The following is a 21,129-nucleotide window of genomic DNA, read 5'->3' as shown; positions in this document are numbered from 1 at the left end:
ACAAAATTTTTGTTTAATAAAAGGCCTCTTGGGACCGTTAAGACCTTTCTTAATAAAGCCTTAAAAGAACTAAGGCTAACATTAAAGGAGGTGTTATAGTGGATAAGGAAATCAAAGAAATGAAAGAAAACTATGATGCTATAAAAATACCCGATGCCTTAGATATGGCAATACAAGAAGGGATATTAAGGGGGAAAAGGAAAATGAAAAAAAGCAGAAGAAATAAAGGCTATTTTAAAGTCCTTATATCTGCTGCAGCGGTGTTTTTGTTTTTTGTTATTGGCATTAATACATTGCCCACCTTTGCAGACACTATAAGAGAACTGCCAGGAGGAGAAGCTATTGTAAGGGTTTTGCAGTTTAATAAGGACAAGGCTGAAGGTGGCAAAATAACCGACGGTCAAGATATTAAAGATATTGATACTAAGAAAAATGAGGATTTTGAAAGATTAATCGTAGACTTGTATCAGGGAGAGCAAGCAGCAAATGTACCAGGTCATTTTTCCATCACATATCTCCAATACCCATACAGTATTCTAGTTGAGGTGTCAGGGGTAAGGGCGTTTTCCGCCTGGGATAACCTGCCAGACCTCAGCGGTAAGGAATTGTTTGACGATATTTACAGATTAATAACCTTGGATGATTCAGCCCATAGGTTTGTAGTGACATTCAAAAAACCCGTGATCATAGAAGTAACTGAACAAAATAATCCCGCAAAGATAATCATTGATGTTAGAGAAGATGAAGAGGCTGAAAAGCTCCCAGCAGTATACTCCTTAAGAACCGCCTCTTTCCCCTTGGGTGAAGGGATAGCGGCTGCCGAAGGAATTTTAAAGTGGGAACTGGCAAGTGCGAATGCAAGACTGCTTCGGGACACAGATGGAACCTATTTTGTAGAAGAAGGCTACTATTTAACAGAAGAGGAAGCCCTGGCAAGACTCTCTGAAGTTGAAGAATATGAATACTTTGATTTCAAAATGTTTATAGAAAAGAGAGAACCTCACCGAACACCAAAAAGTATAGCTGAATAGATTTGTTGTGTGAATATCCTAAATCTGAAGTGCCTGGCACTTCAGATTTGTTTTTTTTAAAAACGATTCTCTGGATATGTAGAAGAAGATCCGCGTATTTGTATCATATCGCAATCAAAACACATCTGAGGTTTTCAATGATTGATGAGATATACTAACCGAATACTCCAGGGGATGGAAATGATAGTGGGCCGCGTTGTAGTAGGAACAATGACTACTTACTTTTTGCATATACAGGTGGCTTTATAGCCCTGCTCATGGTATTTATGGCCGATTAAAGGAATGGCCGATTAAAGGAAAGGAAAAGAAGCAGCTTTTTAACTTTAAAATAAGTTTGCCTTAACGCTTATTTAACATTGATATTGTAGCATTAATTTAAGCAATAAAGATATTTATAACAAGTGAGAAAAATAATTTTATGAATTCTTTGTTTAAATATGAAAATATAACAAACGGCAGGGTGCCGCCAGATTATGCAAAGTTGGCTAGGTTTGACAAATAATATCATGGAGCAAAGGAGGAGGAGCATGAGAATAGCAATTTTTAGCGATACTTTTCTTCCCCAAGTGAATGGAGTGACCAATACCTTATCAAGAATGAAAGAATACATGGATCAAAATGGTATTGAATATCGGTTCTTAGTACCGGGAGAGCGGACTGAAGGAAACTATTTTGGCAGTATAATTTCCTTTCAAAGTATGAACTTCTTTTTGTACCCTGAGTGTAGAATAGCTATGCCATCCTATCAAATAGTAAAAATTACTCTGGAAAAATTTAAGCCTGATATAATCCACCTGGTAACTCCTTTTTCTTTAGGTCTTATGGGACTTAAGTATGCCAGAGATCACATGGTTCCCGTGGTTGCATCCTATCATACCGATTTTCCCAAATATTTACGTTATTACAACCTACAGTTTTTTGAAAAAGCAGTTTGGCACTTTTTCCGTTGGTTTCACTCCTTTAGTCAAATCAATTTTTGCCCATCTAGGATAACTTTTGACCAGTTAAAAAGTAATAATATCAATAACTTGATGATTTGGAGCAGGGGGATTGACAATAAGGTTTTTTCACCAGAAAAAAGAGTATTGCATTTAGAGAGCGGTACGGTATACGAAAGGAAATCATACTTCTTTATGTAGGCAGAGTTGCTCCCGAAAAGGAACTCGATGTATTATTTGACGCTGCAGTAAGATTGAATCAAAAAAGAATAAATTTTAAACTGTTTATTGTTGGAGACGGACCTTATAAAAAACAATTGGAAGAAAGAAACTTACCTAATGTGACATTTCTCGGTTATAAATTTGGGGCAGAGCTGCAAATGCTGTATGCATCTGCAGATATTTTTGTTTTTCCATCTACTAGTGAAACTTATGGAAATGTCGTTTTGGAGGCAATGGCTTCTGGTCTTCCAGTAGTTGCAGCAGATGCTGGGGGAGTTAAGGAGAACCTAATTCAAATGTATAATGGTATTGCTTTTACCCCAGGCAGCCCTGATGAAATGGCTGAAGCTATTAGCAGATTGATAAAGGATGATGATTTAAGGACAGGGTTGGCCAATAACGCTAGAAAGTATTCTTTAACAAAAAGTTGGGATGAGGTATTTTCTAATCTATTTAAGAATTATCAAGAACTAATGGAAAGCTCTAAAATCACCAAATCAAAATATTCTGCCTAGTAAAGCCTCGAGTTGGTTTTATGAATAACCTAATTATTTAAAAGGGGGAGAGTATATTGGCCCGATTAATAACTAAAATGGCTGATGTTGATGCACAACTCTTTTACTATTTCAATGGGCAGAAACAGGGTTGGTTGCTTGATCAAATAATGAAGACAGCTACACATTTAGGAGGAGCAGCTTTTAGCGTTGCTTTTACCATAGTGTTAATTACCATGGGGCAAGGTTTAATGAATGTGGGTGTTAAAGCATTAATTGCTTTAAGTGCCAGTCACGTGCTGGTTCAGATTCTGAAGTTTTTAGTTAACAGGCCGCGTCCTTTTTTAGTTCTTCCTCGAGCAGTCTTATCATCAAAACCCCTAAAAGATTATTCTTTTCCGTCTGGTCATACCGCAGCAGCCTTTTCAATAGCAACAGTTTTTGCTATAACCTACCTTTCTTATTCACCGTTATTTCTGCTGTTAGCTTTAATAGTAGGAGTGTCTCGTGTATATTTAGGATTGCATTATCCATCTGATGTACTAATTGGTTCTGTGCTTGGTGCTGCAGGTGGATTTTTTTCATTCCTAATAATGTAAAAGATATATGTATTAACTGCTCGTTTAAATATGTGATAATCACTTGGATCGGTTAGAAGATTGTTTGAAAGGGAAGTTTATTATGTGAGAAAGCTGGTGGCGATATCCGTGAAGTTGCCAAGGGAATGGGCCTTGATCAGCGCATTGGAGAGAAGTTTCTTCAATTTCAAAATTATTAAAGAAACCCTGTCTGTAAACTATTATCAGAAGAGAAAGCCCCTAGAGATTCTCCAGCAGAGCTTTACAAGTCTTAGTGGGGTCAAAGTAGCTATCCTTGGTTTAGCGTTTAAGCCAGGTACTGATGATGTGAGGGAAGCGCCTGCTTTAGACATCATCAGGGAGCTAGCAAAGCAGGGGGCAGTTATTCAGGCATACGACCCAATTGCAGTTGAAAATCTAATACAGTAAATATTCACTACATACGCCAGAAGGAACCATTAGGTCTAGGGCATGCCATATCTTGTGCCAAATCTTTCATCGGCAACGAGCCCTTTGCAGTAATGCTTGGGGATGATATTGTAAGAAGCAAGACTCCTTGTCTCAAACAGTTGCTTCAGGTATACAATCGCTATCGAACCTCTGTTTTAGGCGTACAGAAGGTGGAACTCCATGAGGTCTCCAAATACGGGATTATAGCCTGTAGGGAGATTGACCCTCACGTATATAAGGTAGAAGATTTAATCGAAAAGCCAAAAGTCGAAGAGTCTCCATCAAATATTGCCATTATGGGCAGATATATTATCACCCCTGAAATTTTTAATATTCTCCAAGGGATCAAGCCAGGGAAAGGTGGAGAAATTCAGCTAACTGATGCCCTAAAGGAACTAAATGATAGAGAAGTTATCTACGCATATACCTTCCAAGGAAAGAGATATGATGTTGGAGATAAACTAGGATATCTGCAAGCTACCATTGAGTTTGCGCGGGAGAGAATGGAATTGCGGGAACCTTTAATGAGCTATCTAGAAAGTATGGTGGATCAATATAGGAGCGACAAGAAGCGGTGCATGGGACTGAGTGAACAATATCAAGAAGAGAGGCTGTAAGTACTAAACCTAGAATAAATATATTTACCCACTGTTAGAAGTCTTGACTGGCAACTGAGGTCGATTTAATCGGTTTCAGTTTTTTAGCAAGAAAAAATGTGAAAAAGAATCTTGACAAAAATTTTATAGTACAGTAAACTGAACATGTTCAAATCATATACAAATAAAGTTCAAGAATTATTCGGGAGGCATGCTATGAATGATCAAGATGCAAGAAATAGAATAATAAAAGCGGCTATAGATATACTTGATGAAGTTACTGATGTAGATAAGGTTACTGTCCGCCAGGTTGCAGAACGTGCAAAGGTCGGAACGGGTTTAATTAACTATCATTTCAAGACTAAGAATAATTTGTTAGGCATAGCTGTCGGAGATGTAATGGCAAAAATGGCAACTAGTTTTGTAACATCTGATAATTATGCTAAATTAGAGCCTGTGACAAAGCTAAAGACAATGCTAAAGGAGCTATATAGCTTTGCAAAAAGGCATGAAAAGTTGGTGAAATTCACAATTACTCATGGAATACTTAATGGGGATATGGAGACACCACTTTTTTTGGTGCCAGTACTCAAGGATATATTTGGAAACCAAAAGGATGAGATTGATTTAAGAATACTTGCATTGCAAATCCTTTTGCCAATACAGATTGCCAGTATCAGTCCCTCAAAGTTTCATTTTTATAGCGGCATAAATTTACATAATGAGGAACAAAGAAATATTTTCATAGATACTTTAGTCGATAACATTGTAAAACAGTAAAAAAAACTAGAAGAATACTAATTTTTAGATAAAAGAGGTATGAGCATGAAAAAAAATTTGTTAGTAACAGCTATCCTACTGATGGTCCTATTTTCAGTTGTGTATATTCAGTACCATAGTGACATAACTTATGCGCACCAAAGGGTGCTTGAAGGCAGCAATATACTCCTAACCAAAAACGGCGAGATAGAGTATGCAGTTGAGGGCGATGGACCTCCTGTTCTTTTAGTCCACGGTGCGGGCGGTGGTTATGACCAGGGTCTTCTGATGGGCAAGGCATTTCTTGGGGACGGATTTACTTTCATTTCGGTTTCCCGTTTTGGTTATCTCCGCTCTCCATTTTTGGAAGAATCTACAGTAGAAAATCAGGCTGCCCTTTACTCAGCACTTCTGCACCACCTGGAAATCAACAAAGTAATTATCTTTGGTGTTTCCGCTGGAGGTCCTTCAGCTATGCAATTTGCACATGACTATCCGGACAGGAGTAGTGCGCTGATACTGTTATCAGCTGTATCTATGTTTATGGGTGACGAAATTCCTTTGAGTACTAAGATAGTAAATACAATCCAGAAATCTGACTTTGCCTATTGGCTTGTACTGAAATTATTTCAAAAACAATTTCTGGAAATGATAGGAATTTCCCAGGAGACATATAGCTCTCTTAGCCCTGACGACAAAAAAATTGCCGATGAAATGTTGGAGTTTATGCATCCCATGAGCCCACGGCGTCCTGGAAACATTCATGAAGCCAAGATCAAGCCGTTATCGGGTGAAGCAATGAGATGGATAGGAGTTCCCACAATAGTACTACATGCCAAGGATGATACCCTGGTAGCCTATGAACATGCAGAGTTTTATCATAAGAATATTGAGCACTCTGAGCTTGTTTCCTTTGATAGTGGAGGTCATGGAATGGTAACGGAATTAAAAGCAATCAACAAACAAGTAAAGGACTTTCTTGAAAGGAACCTTTAATAAAGAAATATTGAACTGCATTTTCAAGATAAGTAGCAATAACATGTCATTTATCAATAGGCATCTCTGATCTAGTAGAAATTAATAAAAAGTAATTGAGGAATTGTTTATGAAATGGTATAAAAAGTGGATTTTTGCTTTATCTATTTCATCGGGGCTACATTACCGAGAAAGGGCGGTAAAAAAATATCGTTGTATAAACATATAAAAATAGTTTGTTTGATTTGCAGGAAAAAGTCTTGATTAGGGTGAATTTAATATGTTATAGTTTTGTAAAGTGGTTTTAACAGCTTTGAAAAGTAGAATGGTAGTGTTAGGCCAGGTGTATAGGCAGTAAACTAAAGTAGTACGGTAGGATGGTAGTATATGTAATGGTATGCTCCTATACTTGGGCTGTATTTCAAGTATTGGCTGTATGCTGTGCTCATTACACTCCTCCTGCGGGGTTTTTTTGTTTTTCAAAGAGAAATATTAAGGAGGATTTGAGAATTGAAAGTATTAGGAGAGTTTAAAACCAAAAATGTTTTCCAAAGAGTAATGTTGGTACTGGTGGTTATGGTCATGTTCTTGACCCTGGTGGGATGCTCAGCAAAGGATGCTTCAGGAAGCAGTAATTCTAATGGGGAGCAAAAAAAAATTGAGCTTCGTTTGGCTCATTTCTTTCCAGGCACCCATCCAGTTGAAACTGAACTGGTGCAGAAATGGGCTGCAGCCATTGAAGAAGCAACAGAAGGCAGGATTACCATTGTCAGTTATCCGGGGCAGACCCTGCTGCAGGCAGATGCAATTTATGAGGGGGTTACCACAGGCATTGCAGATGTTGGTTTATCATGCTTTTCTTATACTCGGGGACGTTTCTCGGTGCTTGAAGTCTTTGAACTGCCTGGTGTTAGATATGACAATTCTAAGGTCGCCAGTAAGGTTGCCTGGGAGGGAATAAGGGAGCTTAACCCTCCAGAGGTTCAAGACACCAAACTGCTTATGGTATTTGCCACAGGCCCTGGAGATCTCTTCACCAAGGTTCCTGTTAGAAGCCTGGAGGATATGCGCGGTTTGGAAATTAGGGCAACAGGACTCAGTGCCGTGACAATAGAGGCCCTGGGGGGCATCCCTGTAGCCATGCCCCAGTCTGATGCCTATGAAGCCTTATCAAAGGGAGTAGTTAAGGGAAACCTTTCCCCAGTAGAGGTTTTAGGAGGCTGGAGGCATGCTGAGGTAACCGATTATTTGACTTTGACACCCTTTCTTTACAACACATTGTTTTTTATAACCATGAACCTTGATACTTGGAATTCCTTAACACCTGATACCCAGCTGGCCATAGAAACTGTCAGCCAGGCCTATTTTGAGGAGATGGCAATGGGCCTATGGGATATGCAGAACGAAACTGCCTTGAAATGGGCCGTTGAGGAAACTGGACAGGAAATAATTACTCTATCGGAGGAAGAAGCAGCCCGTTGGGTTAATCTTGTTCAACCCATAAAGGATGACTATATAAAGCGGATAGACGGTCAGGGGTATAATGGCCGAGAAATCATGGATTTGGTTGAAGGCCTTGCAGATAGATATAATCAGGAGTATGGGAAGTAGGTTGTTTTAACTATTAATTAGGATGTGATATATGCCATGACAACTATTACCAACCTTTTAACAAGGATTATGGGAATACAGACATTATCAATTCCCCAGGCAAAGGGGAATAAAAGCAGTACAGCATCATTAAAGGGATTTGCTGCAGCAGTGAGCATGGTCATGGATAGAATAGCTGGACTATGCATGGTGAGCATCATGGGTCTTGTTGTAGTCAATGTGCTTATGAGAACACTTTTAAATCGACCAATTCTGGGGACATATGAGTATGTAGGATTTTTGACAGCCATTATGATTGGCCTGTCCTTAGCTTACTGTGCTTTTCAAAAGGGCCATATTGCAGTGGGCTTTTTCATGAATCTTTTGTCCATAAGGATACAGCATTTGCTGGAGGTGTTGATTAATGTTACAGCCGGCTGCTTCTGGGTGCTGGCCGCCTGGTATATGGGCAGATATGCCTACAGCCTATCACTCAACAATGTTGTTTCCTCCACAACCCAGACTCCCTTTTACCATGTCATATATGTGGTTGGTTTTGGCCTGCTTGTCCTGGGCCTGGTGCTTATTGTTGAAGCCATTGAAACGATGAAAAGGGCGGTAGTCTCTGAATGACCTCATTATCTGTAGGCTTAATAGGCATAATTGTATTTTTCGTACTGCTAATCTTAAAGATGCCCATAGCCTTTGCCATGGCTCTAGTGGGCTTTGGCGGTTTCAGCTACCTTGTTTCACCTAATGCTGCATTTAGTATGGTGGCTACAGAAATATACTCGGTCTTTTCCTCACATACCTTGAGTGTAATAGCCATGTTTGTCTGGATGGGGTTTCTGGCATTTTATTCTGGAATTGGAGCACGCCTCTATGTTTTTGCCTATAAATTAATTGGGCATTATTCTGGGGGTTTGGCCATAGCAACCCAGGTGGCGTGTGCTATTTTTGGAGCAATATGCGGCTCAAATACAGCCACTGCAGCAACCATGGGGGCCATAGCACTGCCGGAAATGAATAAATATAAATACAACCAGTCCTTAGCTGCAGCAAGTGTTGCAGCAGGGGGAGCACTTGGTGTCCTAATTCCGCCTAGTGTAATTCTAATTGTCTATGGGATCGCCACAGAGCAATCAGTAGGCATGCTCTTTATGGCTGGTATTATTCCAGGCATACTGCTCATGCTTTTATACATTGCAGCCATAGCAATCATTGCTTATAGAAACCCCAGCCTTGGGCCTGCTGGGCCAAGGGCGTCATGGCAGGAGAGAATCCAATCCCTAAGGGGTGGTTTAGGTGAGGTATTGGCCATATTTTTTATTTCAATGGGCGGCCTATTTGCAGGTATATTTACACCTACTGAAGCAGGGGCAATAGGTGCAGGTGGTGTCTTAGTTGTTGCCCTGGTGGGCCGACGCCTTACCTGGAATGGTTTTACAAAATCTCTAATGGATGCAACCCGTACCACTGCAATGATTATGCTCCTTGTTGCAGGTGCTACCATATTTGGACGTTTTATAGCCATCAGCAGAATACCCTTTGAGGTTGCAAGCTGGGCGGGGGGACTTCCCCTACCTCCCTATATTGTCATGGGAATCATTCTCCTGATTTATCTTATTCTGGGATGCTTCATAGATGCATTGGCATTAATTCTGCTGACCATCCCCATTTTTTTCCCTGTAGTCGTGACTACCCTTGGGTATGACCCAATTTGGTTTGGCATTATCATAGTAATGGTAGTTGCCATGGGGGTTATTACACCTCCTGTAGGAATGAATGTCTATGTTATTAAGGGTGTTGCTCCAGATATACCGTTGGAGGTTATCTTTAGAGGTATCTGGCCTTTTTTAGCAGCAATAATAGTCTGCCTGATTGCCTTGATAGCCTTTCCACAAATAGCCACCTTCCTGCCAGAGCTTTTATTTAAGTAATGCCTAGCTTTTTAAAAAATACCAGATGCTTCTAAATATTTAACAAATATTTATTTTTTAGATACTTGTTCTTCAGAAAAACGGGGGTAAAATGAATGCCTATTACACAAATACTATCACAAAACGCTGAACTCTATGGAAATGAAAAATGCCTGACTGAGATTAACATGGATCTCCAGGAAAGCCATAATGTTACATGGCTTGAATATGAACTGATTGAAAACAACCCTGCAGGAGAATACCGCCGGGAGATGACCTGGCGGGTGTTTGATGAAAAGGCAAACCGAATGGCTAATCTACTGCTTAAAAGGGGAATTAAAAAGGGTGATAAGGTAGCTATACTCTTAATGAACTGCTTGGAATGGCTGCCCATTTATTTTGGGATTTTAAAATCAGGTGCCATTGCAGTACCCTTGAATTTCCGCTACACGGCAGAGGAAATCAAGTACTGTTTAGGCTTATCAGAAGCCAGTGTGTTGATTTTTGGGCCTGAATTTATTGGACGTATAGAAACCATATATAATCAGATACCAAAGGTGAAGACCCTGCTGTTTGCAGGAGAAAACCGTCCTTCCTTTGCTGAAAACTATGACAGACTGACTGCTAACTGCTCCTCAGAAGACCCCGGGATTAAGATTGGGGATGAGGATGATGCGGCAATATATTTTTCATCAGGCACAACTGGATTCCCAAAGGCCATCCTCCATTCCCATGGAAGTCTGATGTCGGCTTGTTATACTGAGCAAAAACACCACGGTCAAACTCGTGATGATAATTTTCTGTGTATTCCACCCCTTTACCATACCGGAGCTAAGATGCATTGGTTTGGCAGTCTGCTGTCAGGCAGTAAGGCTGTACTTTTGCGTGGGGCCAAGCCTGAATGGATACTAAAAACAGTGTCAGAGGAAAAAATAACTATTGTCTGGCTGCTGGTTCCATGGGCGCAGGATATTTTAGATGCTATTGAGCGTGGAGATTTGAAATTGGAAAACTATGAGCTCTCCCAGTGGAGGCTCATGCATATAGGTGCACAGCCTGTCCCACCTAGTGTTATACATCGTTGGAAAAAGTACTTTCCTGAGCACCAGTATGATACCAACTATGGGTTAAGCGAATCTATAGGCCCTGGATGCGTTCATTTAGGGATTGAAAATATTCATAAGGTTGGAGCAATTGGAATACCCGGTTACAACTGGGAGGTTAAGATTACCAATGAGCTTGGAAGCCCAGCAGCCCAGGGAGAGGTTGGTGAATTAGCTGTTAAGGGGCCTGGAGTGATGAAATGCTATTTTAATGACCCTGAAGCAACTGCAGCGGTTCTCAAGGATGGGTGGTTATTCACAGGAGATATGGCCCGCATGGACGAAGAAGGCTTTATTTACCTGGTTGACCGTAAAAAGGATGTAATTATCAGCGGCGGGGAAAACATCTACCCAGTGCAGATTGAGGATTTCCTGCGTACTCATGAGGCTGTTAAGGATGCAGCAGTAATTGGTCTGCCGGATAAGCGCATTGGAGAGCTGGCGGCTGCCGTAATAGAGCTGAAACCAGGGTATAGCTGTACCGAGGAGGAAATTAGGGAATTTTGTATTTCAATGCCCCGTTACAAGCGTCCAAGAAGGATAATTTTCGATAAGGTACCTCGTAATCCCACTGGTAAAATTGAAAAGCCCCGTTTAAGAGAAAAGTATGGTGCCATAAGGCTGGTTGAGGCCCTAACGGAGAAGTAAAATTGAAGCTTTTCTTTGAGCTTCAGCATGCTTTCGCGCCGGGCAAAAGCCTCTACATCCATCACCACAAGGTCACCGCTGCCGTTTTTAGTCAGATAAACAGGCTCGCCTGTACGTTTGCAGAGTTCGGAGATTTCATTACTCAACTCAACTCTCCTATAAAAGTAGTAACATTGTAGTAATATTATAGCATTATTGTATGCTAATTATAACTGCTCTATACAGGGATTGTAAAGACTTATCTCTGATACTCAATGGATACTGCATAACTTCTGTTTATTAATATTTGTTGAGTGCACATTTTAATGATATAATTATGTACAAAATAGATGCGAGGTGATTAAGGGTTTTATACAGTGGTATGGATTATGAAAAATATATCTAAGTATAGTTAAGGTAGGCAAGATATGAAACCATAACCACCCGCTCAGCGGGTGGTTATGGTTTAGTTGTTTAGATTATACCACAATTTCCTCTAAAAACTACCTGAAACAGATGATTTAAATAAGTATGGGTTTAATCTCACGGAGCAGGAAATTAGGGGAAGATTAAAAAAGTTGGAGTCTCACGGATTTATAGAAGTAAATAAAGGGAGGGCAGGCACGAAACTATCATTTGAAGGAGAAAATATGGTAAAAAAATATTTCAATTGGCAAAAAGGATTTAATTAGATAAAATTTATATAGAGAGGAGGGCCCATTACACTAAATGGGCTGACAAAATGAAAATTTGTAGAACATTTCAAACAATAGATACCCATACCGGTGGGGAGCCTACCCGAACCGTCGTTGGTGGCGTACCAGTGATTCCAGGGGCAACTATGCAAGAAAAATTTATCTATATGCAGACCCATAATGATTGGATGCGGAAAGTATTGAGTCTGGAACCTCGCGGCAATGAGGTTATGTCCGGGGCATTTTTAACTCCACCCTGCACTCCCGGAGCGGATATAGGTGTCATATATTATGAAACCGGGGGCTGGCTCCCCATGTGCGGACATGACACCATTGGTGTTGCTGTAGCAATGGTGGAAACTGGTATGGTGGAAGTAAAGGAACCCTTTACTGAGATTGTTTTGGATACTCCCAGCGGCGTTGTAAAAGTGACTGTGGAAGTAGAGAATCAAAGAGCAAAGAACGTAACCTTTGTGAATGCTCCTGCCTTTGTGATTGGCTTTGACTATGTTATCGACACTCCCGAGTTTGGCCGTGTGACCTTTGACATAGCTTATGGAGGGAATATGTATGCTATTCTTCCTGCAGCCTCCCTTGGATTAGAGTTGGTGCCCAGTCGTGCCAGAGAAATCGTGTCAAAGGGCATTTTGCTGAGGGAATATATTAATGAGCAGATTCAAGTGCGGCATCCGTCTCTTTCATTTGTAGATAAGGTGACCCACATTGAATTCTCCGCTCCTTCCGATACACCAGGTGTATCTGCCCGCAACGCTGTAATCATTACATCAGCAGCTATCGATAGATCTCCCTGTGGCACCGGCACCTCTGCAAAAATGGCCGTTTTGCATGCGAAAGGTGAATTGAAACTCAATGAAACTTTTGTGCACGAGAGTATAATCGGGAGTACCTTTACCTGCAGGATTGTGGAAGAGACGGAAATTGACGGAGTTCCTGCCATAGTGCCGGAAATCAGTGGGCGTGCCTTTATTACGGGCATGTGCACATTTATGATGGATCCGGAAGATCCTTTGGCTGAAGGGTTTGAACTTGGCTAATTGTAAAAAAATTTACTATTTGATGTGCTTTTTAGGGAGGCCTTACTGTGACAACTGCGATAGTCAGCAATATTCAGAAATATTCCATTCATGACGGCCCGGGTATCAGGACCACAGTTTTTTTAAAGGGCTGCCCTCTTTCTTGTGTATGGTGTCATAATCCTGAGACCCAGTCTTTTCATTCGGAGATTATCTGGTATAGAGAAAAGTGTATCGGTTGTATGTCATGTATGGAAGCCTGTTCCCAGCAGGCTCTGAAAGCTTCTAAACAGGGTATCCAAATAGACATGGAACGTTGTATCCGTTGCGGCACATGTGCCCATGTCTGCCCATCCCTGGCTATGGAAATATTGGGAAAGAAAATGACCGTTGAGCAAGTTCTGGCAGAAGTAAGTAAAGATGCAATTTTTTATCAGCAGAGCCAGGGCGGGGTAACATTAAGCGGGGGAGAACCCCTGAGTCAACAGGAGTTTGCGGTAGAATTCCTCAAGAGCTGCAAAGAACAGGGTTATCACACTGTGGTGGATACGTGTGGTTTTGTACCGGAAGTAGCTATTGATGCGGTGCTGCCTTATGTAGATTTGTTTCTGTACGATATCAAGCATTTAGATGATGAAGCGCACGAAAAGTATATGAAAGCACCCATTGCTCCCATCTTGAGTAATCTTCGCCATATTATAAAAAAAAGTGCCAATGTATGGATACGGGTGCCCATAGTGCCAACCATAAATGACGCACCTGAACATATCCTGCGTATCGGAGCCCTCATGCAGGAACTGGGATTAAAGGAAATCTACTTACTGCCATATCATAAAATGGCAGCAGCAAAATATCACCGACTGCACCTGCCATATACCATCTCCCATCTTGCTGAGCCAACGGCAGAGCAGATGCAGGAGTTGCGGGAAATTCTCTGCAAGCAGGGAATAAATGTTCATATAGGAGGTTAAAAAATCATGGCAACTGAAACTAATAAAATCCTGGGCATGAATGAACGAATCCAAAAGTTGCGCCAGCAAAGCGTCAGCACTGTGCCTACTATCTCCATTGAGCGTGCCGTTTTGATGACGGAAGCTTATCAAAAATATCAGGGCAAGGTCTCTATACCAGTGCTGCGGGCGCTATCTTTCAAACATCTTTGTGAAAACAAAACAGTGGTTATACTGGATGGGGAACTGATCGTGGGAGAACGCGGCCCCCAGCCTCAGTCCGCCCCCACATATCCCGAACTGTGCTGCCATACTGTGGAAGATTTTGAGATTATGGATAAACGTGAAAAGATTTTTTTCAAGGTCAGTGACGAGGCTAGGAAAATCCAGGAAGAAATGATAATTCCTTTCTGGAAGGGTAAAGCCATCCGTGATTTGATTATGGAGCAGATGACTCCTAAATGGCATGATTGCTACGAAGCAGGTATCTTTACTGAATTCATGGAACAACGAGCCCCCGGCCACACCGTTTGTGACGACAAAATCTACCACAAAGGTATGCTGGATTTTAAGGCAGAGATAAAAGAACAGCTTGACAAACTGGATTTTATTAATGATTTCGAGGCGTATGATAAACAGGAACAGTTAAAGGCCATGGATATTGCCTGCGATGCCTTGATTATATTTGGCAAACGTCATGCGAAGCTGGCCCGGGAAATGGCAGCAGAATGCACTGATGAAAAGCGCAAAGCCGAGCTGAGCAAGATCGCTGAGATTTGTGAATGGGTACCGGCCAACGCTCCGAGAACTTTCCATGAAGCGCTGCAGATGTATTGGTTTGTCCATCTCGGTGTTATCACTGAGCTCAACACTTGGGATGCCTTCTGTCCTGGACATCTTGATCAGCATCTGAATCCTTTTTACCAAAATGAGATTGCAGCGGGGACCCTTACCCGTGAAAGTGCCATGGAGCTGCTGGAAAGTTTTTGGATTAAATTCAACAATCAGCCTGCACCGCCAAAAGTGGGCATTACCTTGAAGGAAAGTGCCACCTACACCGATTTCTGCAACATTAACATTGGCGGCATGAAGGCTGATGGTTCCGATGGTGTATGTGATGTCTCCTACCTGCTGTTGGATGTAATCAAGGATATGAGGCTTTTGCAGCCGTCTACCAATGTGCAGATCAGCAAAAAGAATCCTGACAAATTTATCATGGAAGCCGGTAAGGTTATTAGAGAAGGAATGGGTTTTCCCTCAGTATTCAACCATGATGCAGTTGTAAAGGAACTGCTTCTTCAAGGTAAGAGTCTGGAAGACGCCCGCAAAGGCGGCACCTCCGGTTGTGTAGAAGTGGGGGCTTTTGGTAAGGAAGCCTATATCCTTACTGGTTACTTTAATATGGTAAAGGTACTGGAGATCACCCTGCATAACGGTACTGATCCACGGACCGGTAAGAAAATCGGTCTAGAGACCGGGGATCCTCGCAACTTTAAAACCATGGATGATTTGATGGAGGCTTTCAAAAAACAGATAGCCTACTTTATCGATGTAGATATCCGCGGCAACAATGTGATTGAAAAATTGTATGCTAAAAATATGCCCAGTCCCTTCATGAGCGTCATTATCGAGGACTGTATTACCAAAGGCAAGGACTATAACGCCGGAGGGGCTCGCTATAACAGCCGCTACATTCAGTTCGTGGGTTTAGGTTCCATTACTGACTGTTTCAGTTCCATCAAAAAGCATATTTTTGACGAAAAAACTCTGACAATGGAAAAGATGCTAACCATATTGGCTGCAGACTTCCAAGGTTATGAAAAAGAACGACAGATTTTTTTGAACAAGACTCCCAAATACGGAAATGATGATGACGCAGCAGACAGCCTGATCATGGGTGCTTTTGAGATCATCTATGAGCTTGTTAATGGCAGACCAACCCCTAACGGCGGTCAGTATCGGGTAGAAATGCTGCCCACCACCTGCCATGTATACTTCGGATCCGTCATTGGGGCTACCCCTGATGGGCGGAAAGCCGGCGTGGCTCTCTCTGAAGGTATTTCACCGGTTCAGGGAGCAGACAGATGCGGACCCACTGCAGTTATTAAATCTGCTGCCAAGCTGGATCAGCTCCGTACCGGTGGTGCGCTTTTAAACCAGAAGTTTTCCCCTGGTGTACTAGAAGGCGAGACCGGCCTGGAAGGATTAAAGAATCTAATACGTGCATACTTCTGTATGGACGGTCATCATATTCAATTCAATGTAGTGGATAGTAACATGCTCCGGGACGCACAGTATCATCCGGAGAATTACAATGACCTCATCGTACGGGTAGCCGGCTACAGCGATTACTTCAATAATCTTACAGCAGAGCTGCAGAACGAAATCATTCTCCGTACTGAACAGCAGGGGTTCTAAAAATTCAGTTATAAATTCCAGAAGTATCAGATAAAAAATTGTATATATAATAGGAACCATGGTTTAATCAAAACCATGGTTCTTTCAACTACAGATGATTTTGAGTATGTACAAATACACCTGACATTTTTTCCGGTATAGTTATAGCCATATTCCCCCTCCTCTTATTTTTCTTAACGTTAATATTTTCATTATTCAAGTTTTTATTTTCATAATAATATATTTTACCAAAATACTGGAAACCCTTTTATCTGCCAGATTTTCCTGAACAAGGGACCAATTGAAAAAGCTCCTGAAGAAGCGCTTGACGATCATGTGCTTGCTGAACAGCTGACGGGGCACCTTATTCAGACATAAGCCTATGATTTTCTTGCTTTCTAATACCTGCTAAAAGTATTTTAAAGTGTTCCAGAAACTGAACCTTTAAGTCAAAATCAGGGTATCTGATGCACCATTCATAAGTTAGCACCCGTAATGCAAGAATAAAGTGTTTCGCAATGGGATCCGGGTTTATCATATTATTAAACTCTCCCTGCCGAATACCCAAGGTTATTACCTCACTGAACAATTTGTATAGATCCCTGTTGTAGTTTAATAAAGCATTCGTATTTACTTTTCTTGTTATTTGAACCTCATATATGCTCTTTATAGCGTCATACCCTATAAAGTCGGTAATAACATAAGCTATTTTTTCAACTAATGAAATAAGGATATCTGATGCCGGTGTGCCTACTGGAAATGATTCTATATAGGATTTATAATCCAGGTCCACTTTATTTACGGTGTCTGCAATCAGGTTGGTAATGAGGGCATCCTTTGATTCAAAATAAACATAGAATGCTCCTTTAGAAACTCCCGCAGTTTCTACTATGGTATCTGCGGTAACGGAGGTTCGGGAGGAAACATAACTATTAATGGAGGAACCGTAACAGCTATGGGCTACCAGCTGTCATCAGGGTATAAACTCGGTGAAGGAGCAGGCATCGGCGGTGGTAAAGGGGCAAACGGCGGCACCATAACCATTGAGGGTGGCATAGAAACGCAGAGGGGGCTCCTGGTAGTGCCGGTATTGGTGCCAGCCGGAGAGGTACTAGCGGCCAAATAACAATACGGGGTGGAGAAATACAGGCAGCAGGTGGTGCTGGAAGGACTACCGCTGGTGGCATGGCGGAGCCGCAGGCATTGGCGGCGGAGGCGACAGTAATGACATGCCGGGAAGTTTTGGAGGCAGTATTATTATAGAAGGTGGGACAGTTATATCAACAGGCGGAGATGGACTAACCTCAAGCAGCTTTCCATACTATGGAGGAGCTGGTATTGGTGGCGGAGGGGGCAACAGCAGCTATACTTCTACAGCTTTAGACGGAACCGTAACCATAAGCGGAGGTAGCGTATCAGCAACGGGTAAGAGCGGAGGCGCTAGCATTGGTGGAGGTAATGGAAGCAGGGGTGGTAATGTAGTCATACATGGAGGAACAGTAACAGTCACAGGTGGCAGTGGAAGCTTTGGGGGAGGTGCCGGTATTGGTGGAGCGGGTGTTCAAGACGGAGGAAATATCAGCATCAGTGGCGGTATCGTGACAGCAGCAGGAGGCTTTGCTTCTGCAGGTATTGGCGGCGGAGGAAACGCCTTTGCTGGAGGCTCAGGCGGTACCATATCCATAAGCGGCGGAATTGTAAAGTCAACCGGTGGAAATACTGCTGCAGGTATAAAGTGCAGCACTTTTTTAAAATATATTTAGAGGACTGAAATATGAAGCTGACAATAATGCAATAAATGGAATTATAGACTAGGCCAGGCATTAATTACTTATAATTGATGAAGTGTTATTCTTTAGCCAAGTTGTTAATTATTCCTTGGTTAGGTTTCCAGAGGATAAATTCATCAGTTCAATAGAAATGACTAATCTTTATGTAACTGGCAGTTAAGAGGTCAGGGACCAAGTCGCTTATCTTCATCAATTCTTTTTAAAACGCTAACCTAACTCGGTAGGCGTTTTTTTGATTTGAAAATAGATTAATTAAGTTTCCATACAAAAAGTGATAAGCCATGTTAAATATATATCTATTTTATTCTTTTGATGCCTGTTCCCACTTTCTCATTGAAGACAAATCTAAGCTTGGAGAAAAAATGCCATAGAACTCTAAATCTGTATCTCCAGTATTTCGAGTTTCGTGTTCTATCTGTGGGGGGACATATACTATTGTACCACTTCTCATCTCAATAACATCATCTCCTACTATTACTTGCCCTTGTCCCTTAATTGTGATATATATTTCTACTTCTGTGTCATGAGCATGTTTTGGACCAACCTGCCCGGGTTCGAAGCGAAAAAAGCCTAGAGACATAGGAGAACCGGGTATATTATTGTGATCTAAAACTATTTTTGCATATCTTGTGTTAGGTTTAGGTGAAATTCTTTCAATTAATTCAGATAACTGATAAACAAATGCCATTGATACTACACCTCACATAATTAAATTTAGTTATTTGTAAAACTTTAAAAAATAATGGAAGCAACTATTATTTATGTATTATAAAAACGAGTAACATACCTTATTAATACTAGCATGTTTTTCAAAAACAGACAACATTTAAACAAAGATGTATCCCGCTATGTGGAATGCCATTCATTTAAATTTTAAATAAATAATCAGAAATTTCCGTTAAAACCTTGCAAATAAAGTAAATATGACCATATATATAGTATAAAAATAAGTTTTTTTGTAAAATAATTAAATTGACAAAATATTCTTTGCATGATATATTTTAAAAAATTGATATAGCATTCCACGATGTGGGACAATAATACAAGGAGGAACAATTTTGAAAAATTATGTGCAGTCTTTGAATCGTGCTCTTGATATAGTGGAGGCATTAAATGAACCGCCTTATGAATTAGGGTGTAACGAATTAGCAAGAGAAATAGGTCTGTCATCTAGTACGGTTCACCGCTTGTTAATAACACTCGAAGCTAGGGGCTATATTTACCAAAACCCACGTAATTCAAAATATAGACTAGGTTTCAGATTGTTAGATTTAAAAAACTCAGCATTTAATTCAAAACTAACCAATCTTAAGGAAGTAGCTTTGTATTACATGGAAAAACTTGCTGAGTCAAGCAGGGAGACCATTGGTTTAGGTATATTGGACAAACAGGAAGTCCTTCATTTAGCTAGGGTAGAGAGCCCAGAAGTATTAAAAGCAAACCTAGAGCACTTTCGTCTGCCTGCTACTTCATCGGCTATTGGCAAATATCTATTGGCATGGTTGCCTGAGCAAAAGTTAGATATGATACTTCCATCTACATTCCCTATGAGAACAGGTAATACTATCACAAGTCTAATTAAATTGAAGGAAGAGTTTATTGAAATTAGAAAACAGAACTTTGCTATGGATAATGAAGAAGGATTTGAAGGTGTCAGGTGTATTGCTACTGGAATTCACGATAACCAGAATAATGTAGTAGCGGCTATTAGCATCATTGCCCCAGCTAATAGATTTCCAGATACTAAAATTCCCGTTTTTAGAGATATGCTTTTTTCGGTTGCAAAGGATATTAATAACAAAATGCAAATGAAACTTAAAGATGAAATAATATAGCAAGTATATATGGTGTGAAAATATTTCTCATTAAGGGAGGGATGTATCTCTAATATATGTGCTCTGTGTTAAATTATTAGAATTTGGGGGAGGTAATTGTATTGAAAAAAGCTTTTGCTATTGTGTTGATGGTAATGTTAATTGGAAGTCTAGTAGTCGGATGTGGTGGAGGATCTAAAGCTCCAGAAGCTCCACAAGGTTCAAATGGTGATGCAGCACAGCAACCAATAGAAATGGTACTTGCACATACAGGTGGCCCTGGTAGTGCAGTAGAGTTGACCTATGACAAATTTAAAGAATTAGTTGAAGAAAAAACAAATGGTCAAATAACAATAGAAATTTTTGGTGCTGGAACTCTTGCAGGCGACCAAACTGCAGTTGAAGGAGCTCAAATAGGAACTATTGACATAGGTTCTGCGGGTACAAATAATATGGCGCCTTTTACTGATCAGTTTTTATTTGGAGACTTACCTTATATCATGACATCAATCGAAAACGGTCAAAAAGTGTGGGGTGGAGAAATAGGAAAAGAACTAATGGAGTCTGTGGGACAAGAATTGGGCATTAAGGGTCTTTTCTTTGTAGACGTGGGAGATTACCGTGTCTTGGGTAATAACCGTAAACCTGTAAAAGTGCCCGAAGATTTAAGAGGCCTTAAGATTAGAGCAACTGCTTCACCCATTGAACAGGCAATTCTAAGAGCATGGGGAGCCTCTCCTACCCCCGTTCCTTGGCCTGAGGTTTACATGGCATTAGAACAAAAAGTGGTTGAAGGAACCTATGTTCAGCATATGTGGACAACTAGTGCAAAACAGCATGAAGCTATGCACTACTATTCTGAGGTTGGTGGAGTTCAAAACATGCATTTTTGTTTTATGAGTTTGCATACCTGGAATAAACTTACAACAGATCAGCAGCAAGCCGTTTTAGAAGCTGCAGAAGAAGCACAGGCGTATAATTTTGAAATTGCACCAAAATTAGTTGATGAACTAAGAGTAGAGATGGAAAGAGTTGGTGGGGAGTTCTATTATCCAACAGATGAAGAAATGGAAAAATGGATGAGTATCAAAGATGCAGTATGGAATGAATTTGCAGATAAAGTTGACCAGGACTTGGTTAGAAGGGTAGTTGAATTTCAAAAATAGG

Annotated in this window: 21 protein-coding genes and 4 pseudogenes; 21 read left to right on the top strand and 4 right to left on the bottom strand. The window is 40.9% G+C overall.

Annotated elements, in window-relative coordinates; genetic code table 11:
- Positions 1-98 precede the first annotated feature (98 nt).
- The 13 genes and pseudogenes from K364_RS0109395 (at position 99) to K364_RS0109345 (ending at position 11,303) form a co-directional block, all read left to right on the top strand.
- The gene (locus K364_RS0109395; protein WP_028307819.1) at positions 99-1,031 is read left to right on the top strand and encodes a DUF4179 domain-containing protein; all 933 of its coding nucleotides are present in this window, start codon (positions 99-101) and stop codon (positions 1,029-1,031) included.
- Positions 1,032-1,558: 527 nt separating this feature from the next.
- Positions 1,559-2,170, top strand: a complete 612-nt coding sequence (locus tag K364_RS25545; RefSeq protein ID WP_051533920.1) for a glycosyltransferase — start codon at positions 1,559-1,561, stop codon at positions 2,168-2,170.
- Positions 2,116-2,706 (top strand): glycosyltransferase, encoded by a 591-nt coding sequence (locus K364_RS25540; protein WP_084295654.1) that lies wholly within the window; start codon positions 2,116-2,118, stop codon positions 2,704-2,706. The genes K364_RS25545 and K364_RS25540 overlap by 55 nt, the downstream gene beginning before the upstream one ends.
- 56 nt (positions 2,707-2,762) lie before the next feature.
- Positions 2,763-3,284, top strand: coding sequence for a phosphatase PAP2 family protein (locus tag K364_RS0109385; protein ID WP_028307818.1), 522 nt, complete (start codon positions 2,763-2,765; stop codon positions 3,282-3,284).
- A gap of 104 nt (positions 3,285-3,388) precedes the next feature.
- A complete protein-coding gene (locus K364_RS27905) occupies positions 3,389-3,463 on the top strand; it encodes a hypothetical protein (RefSeq protein ID WP_422857216.1) in 75 nt (24 codons plus the stop codon).
- Positions 3,464-3,590: 127 nt separating this feature from the next.
- The gene (locus tag K364_RS27900) at positions 3,591-3,692 is read left to right on the top strand and encodes a UDP binding domain-containing protein (protein WP_242841690.1); all 102 of its coding nucleotides are present in this window, start codon (positions 3,591-3,593) and stop codon (positions 3,690-3,692) included.
- Positions 3,680-4,330: pseudogene (locus K364_RS25530) on the top strand (UTP--glucose-1-phosphate uridylyltransferase); the annotation flags it as partial. The gene K364_RS27900 and the pseudogene K364_RS25530, both read left to right, overlap by 13 nt.
- A 195-nt stretch (positions 4,331-4,525) precedes the next feature.
- Positions 4,526-5,089, top strand: a complete 564-nt coding sequence (locus K364_RS0109370) for a TetR/AcrR family transcriptional regulator (RefSeq protein ID WP_028307816.1) — start codon at positions 4,526-4,528, stop codon at positions 5,087-5,089.
- A 45-nt stretch (positions 5,090-5,134) separates the two neighbouring features.
- Entirely contained in the window at positions 5,135-6,064 is a 930-nt protein-coding gene (locus K364_RS0109365; protein ID WP_207640840.1) for an alpha/beta fold hydrolase, read from the top strand.
- 489 nt (positions 6,065-6,553) lie between these two features.
- Positions 6,554-7,654 (top strand): TRAP transporter substrate-binding protein, encoded by a 1,101-nt coding sequence (locus K364_RS0109360; protein ID WP_028307814.1) that lies wholly within the window; start codon positions 6,554-6,556, stop codon positions 7,652-7,654.
- Between the two features lie 36 nt (positions 7,655-7,690).
- Entirely contained in the window at positions 7,691-8,266 is a 576-nt protein-coding gene (locus K364_RS0109355) for a TRAP transporter small permease (RefSeq protein WP_051533917.1), read from the top strand.
- Positions 8,263-9,573 carry a TRAP transporter large permease gene (locus tag K364_RS0109350; RefSeq protein WP_028307812.1) on the top strand — a complete coding sequence of 437 codons (1,311 nt, stop codon included), beginning with the start codon at positions 8,263-8,265 and terminating at the stop codon, positions 9,571-9,573. Before K364_RS0109355 ends, K364_RS0109350 begins: the two co-directional genes overlap by 4 nt.
- Positions 9,574-9,668: 95 nt before the next feature.
- Positions 9,669-11,303 carry a class I adenylate-forming enzyme family protein gene (locus K364_RS0109345; RefSeq protein ID WP_028307811.1) on the top strand — a complete coding sequence of 545 codons (1,635 nt, stop codon included), beginning with the start codon at positions 9,669-9,671 and terminating at the stop codon, positions 11,301-11,303.
- A 5-nt stretch (positions 11,304-11,308) separates the two neighbouring features.
- Here the strand turns inward: K364_RS0109345 and K364_RS27715 are convergent.
- Positions 11,309-11,449, bottom strand: a pseudogene (locus K364_RS27715) (type II toxin-antitoxin system prevent-host-death family antitoxin); the annotation flags it as partial.
- Positions 11,450-11,809: 360 nt separating this feature from the next.
- Between K364_RS27715 and K364_RS27895 the strand changes: the two are divergent.
- The 4 genes and pseudogenes from K364_RS27895 to hypD form a co-directional block, all read left to right on the top strand.
- A pseudogene (locus tag K364_RS27895) lies at positions 11,810-11,974 on the top strand (hypothetical protein); the annotation flags it as partial.
- A 50-nt stretch (positions 11,975-12,024) separates the two neighbouring features.
- Positions 12,025-13,032 carry a proline racemase family protein gene (locus K364_RS0109335; RefSeq protein ID WP_028307810.1) on the top strand — a complete coding sequence of 336 codons (1,008 nt, stop codon included), beginning with the start codon at positions 12,025-12,027 and terminating at the stop codon, positions 13,030-13,032.
- Between the two features lie 47 nt (positions 13,033-13,079).
- Entirely contained in the window at positions 13,080-13,982 is a 903-nt protein-coding gene (locus tag K364_RS0109330) for a glycyl-radical enzyme activating protein (RefSeq protein WP_028307809.1), read from the top strand.
- 6 nt (positions 13,983-13,988) lie between these two features.
- The gene (hypD, locus tag K364_RS0109325; RefSeq protein ID WP_277995563.1) at positions 13,989-16,379 is read left to right on the top strand and encodes a trans-4-hydroxy-L-proline dehydratase; all 2,391 of its coding nucleotides are present in this window, start codon (positions 13,989-13,991) and stop codon (positions 16,377-16,379) included.
- Between the two features lie 343 nt (positions 16,380-16,722).
- Here hypD and K364_RS23430 read toward each other — a convergent pair whose 3' ends face one another.
- On the bottom strand, positions 16,723-17,151 hold the full coding sequence (locus K364_RS23430) for a hypothetical protein (protein ID WP_051533916.1): 429 nt from the start codon (positions 17,149-17,151) through the stop codon (positions 16,723-16,725).
- Between the two features lie 42 nt (positions 17,152-17,193).
- Positions 17,194-17,295 (bottom strand): annotated as a pseudogene (locus K364_RS27890) (TetR family transcriptional regulator); the annotation flags it as partial.
- Here K364_RS27890 and K364_RS26655 point away from each other — a divergent pair.
- A complete protein-coding gene (locus tag K364_RS26655) occupies positions 17,254-17,484 on the top strand; it encodes a hypothetical protein (RefSeq protein ID WP_422857214.1) in 231 nt (76 codons plus the stop codon). The pseudogene K364_RS27890 and the gene K364_RS26655 sit on opposite strands and share 42 nt — an antisense overlap.
- 103 nt (positions 17,485-17,587) lie before the next feature.
- Complete coding sequence (locus K364_RS0109310; RefSeq protein WP_028307807.1) at positions 17,588-18,121, top strand: hypothetical protein; 534 nt, start codon at positions 17,588-17,590, stop codon at positions 18,119-18,121.
- Positions 18,122-18,449: 328 nt separating this feature from the next.
- Here K364_RS0109310 and K364_RS23425 read toward each other — a convergent pair whose 3' ends face one another.
- Entirely contained in the window at positions 18,450-18,836 is a 387-nt protein-coding gene (locus tag K364_RS23425; RefSeq protein ID WP_035268462.1) for a cupin domain-containing protein, read from the bottom strand.
- Between the two features lie 370 nt (positions 18,837-19,206).
- On the opposite strand from K364_RS23425, the gene K364_RS0109300 reads away from it, so the two are divergent.
- Positions 19,207-19,983 carry an IclR family transcriptional regulator gene (locus K364_RS0109300; RefSeq protein ID WP_028307806.1) on the top strand — a complete coding sequence of 259 codons (777 nt, stop codon included), beginning with the start codon at positions 19,207-19,209 and terminating at the stop codon, positions 19,981-19,983.
- Positions 19,984-20,084: 101 nt separating this feature from the next.
- Positions 20,085-21,128, top strand: a complete 1,044-nt coding sequence (locus K364_RS0109295) for a TRAP transporter substrate-binding protein (protein ID WP_051533915.1) — start codon at positions 20,085-20,087, stop codon at positions 21,126-21,128.
- The last annotated feature ends 1 nt before the right edge of the window (position 21,129 follow it).

The sequence above is a fragment of the Desulfitibacter alkalitolerans DSM 16504 genome, from assembly GCF_000620305.1.
Taxonomy (GTDB): Bacteria; Bacillota; DSM-16504; order Desulfitibacterales; family Desulfitibacteraceae; genus Desulfitibacter; species Desulfitibacter alkalitolerans.
The sequence above is the reverse complement of the archived record's forward strand: the minus strand, read 5'-3'. Positions and strand labels throughout refer to the sequence as shown.

Bases quoted from the DNA above. Each gene is read 5' to 3' on its own strand.
- K364_RS0109345 (WP_028307811.1), top strand. From the start codon at position 9,669: ATGCCTATTACACAAATACTATCACAAAACGCTGAACTCTATGGAAAT.
- K364_RS0109365 (WP_207640840.1), top strand. From the start codon at position 5,135: ATGAAAAAAAATTTGTTAGTAACAGCTATCCTACTGATGGTCCTATTT.
- K364_RS25545 (WP_051533920.1), top strand. From the start codon at position 1,559: ATGAGAATAGCAATTTTTAGCGATACTTTTCTTCCCCAAGTGAATGGA.
- K364_RS0109335 (WP_028307810.1), top strand. From the start codon at position 12,025: ATGAAAATTTGTAGAACATTTCAAACAATAGATACCCATACCGGTGGG.
- K364_RS0109350 (WP_028307812.1), top strand. From the start codon at position 8,263: ATGACCTCATTATCTGTAGGCTTAATAGGCATAATTGTATTTTTCGTA.
- K364_RS0109310 (WP_028307807.1), top strand. From the start codon at position 17,588: ATGCCGGGAAGTTTTGGAGGCAGTATTATTATAGAAGGTGGGACAGTT.
- K364_RS23425 (WP_035268462.1), bottom strand. From the start codon at position 18,836: ATGGCATTTGTTTATCAGTTATCTGAATTAATTGAAAGAATTTCACCT.
- K364_RS0109370 (WP_028307816.1), top strand. From the start codon at position 4,526: ATGAATGATCAAGATGCAAGAAATAGAATAATAAAAGCGGCTATAGAT.
- K364_RS0109355 (WP_051533917.1), top strand. From the start codon at position 7,691: ATGACAACTATTACCAACCTTTTAACAAGGATTATGGGAATACAGACA.
- hypD (WP_277995563.1), top strand. From the start codon at position 13,989: ATGGCAACTGAAACTAATAAAATCCTGGGCATGAATGAACGAATCCAA.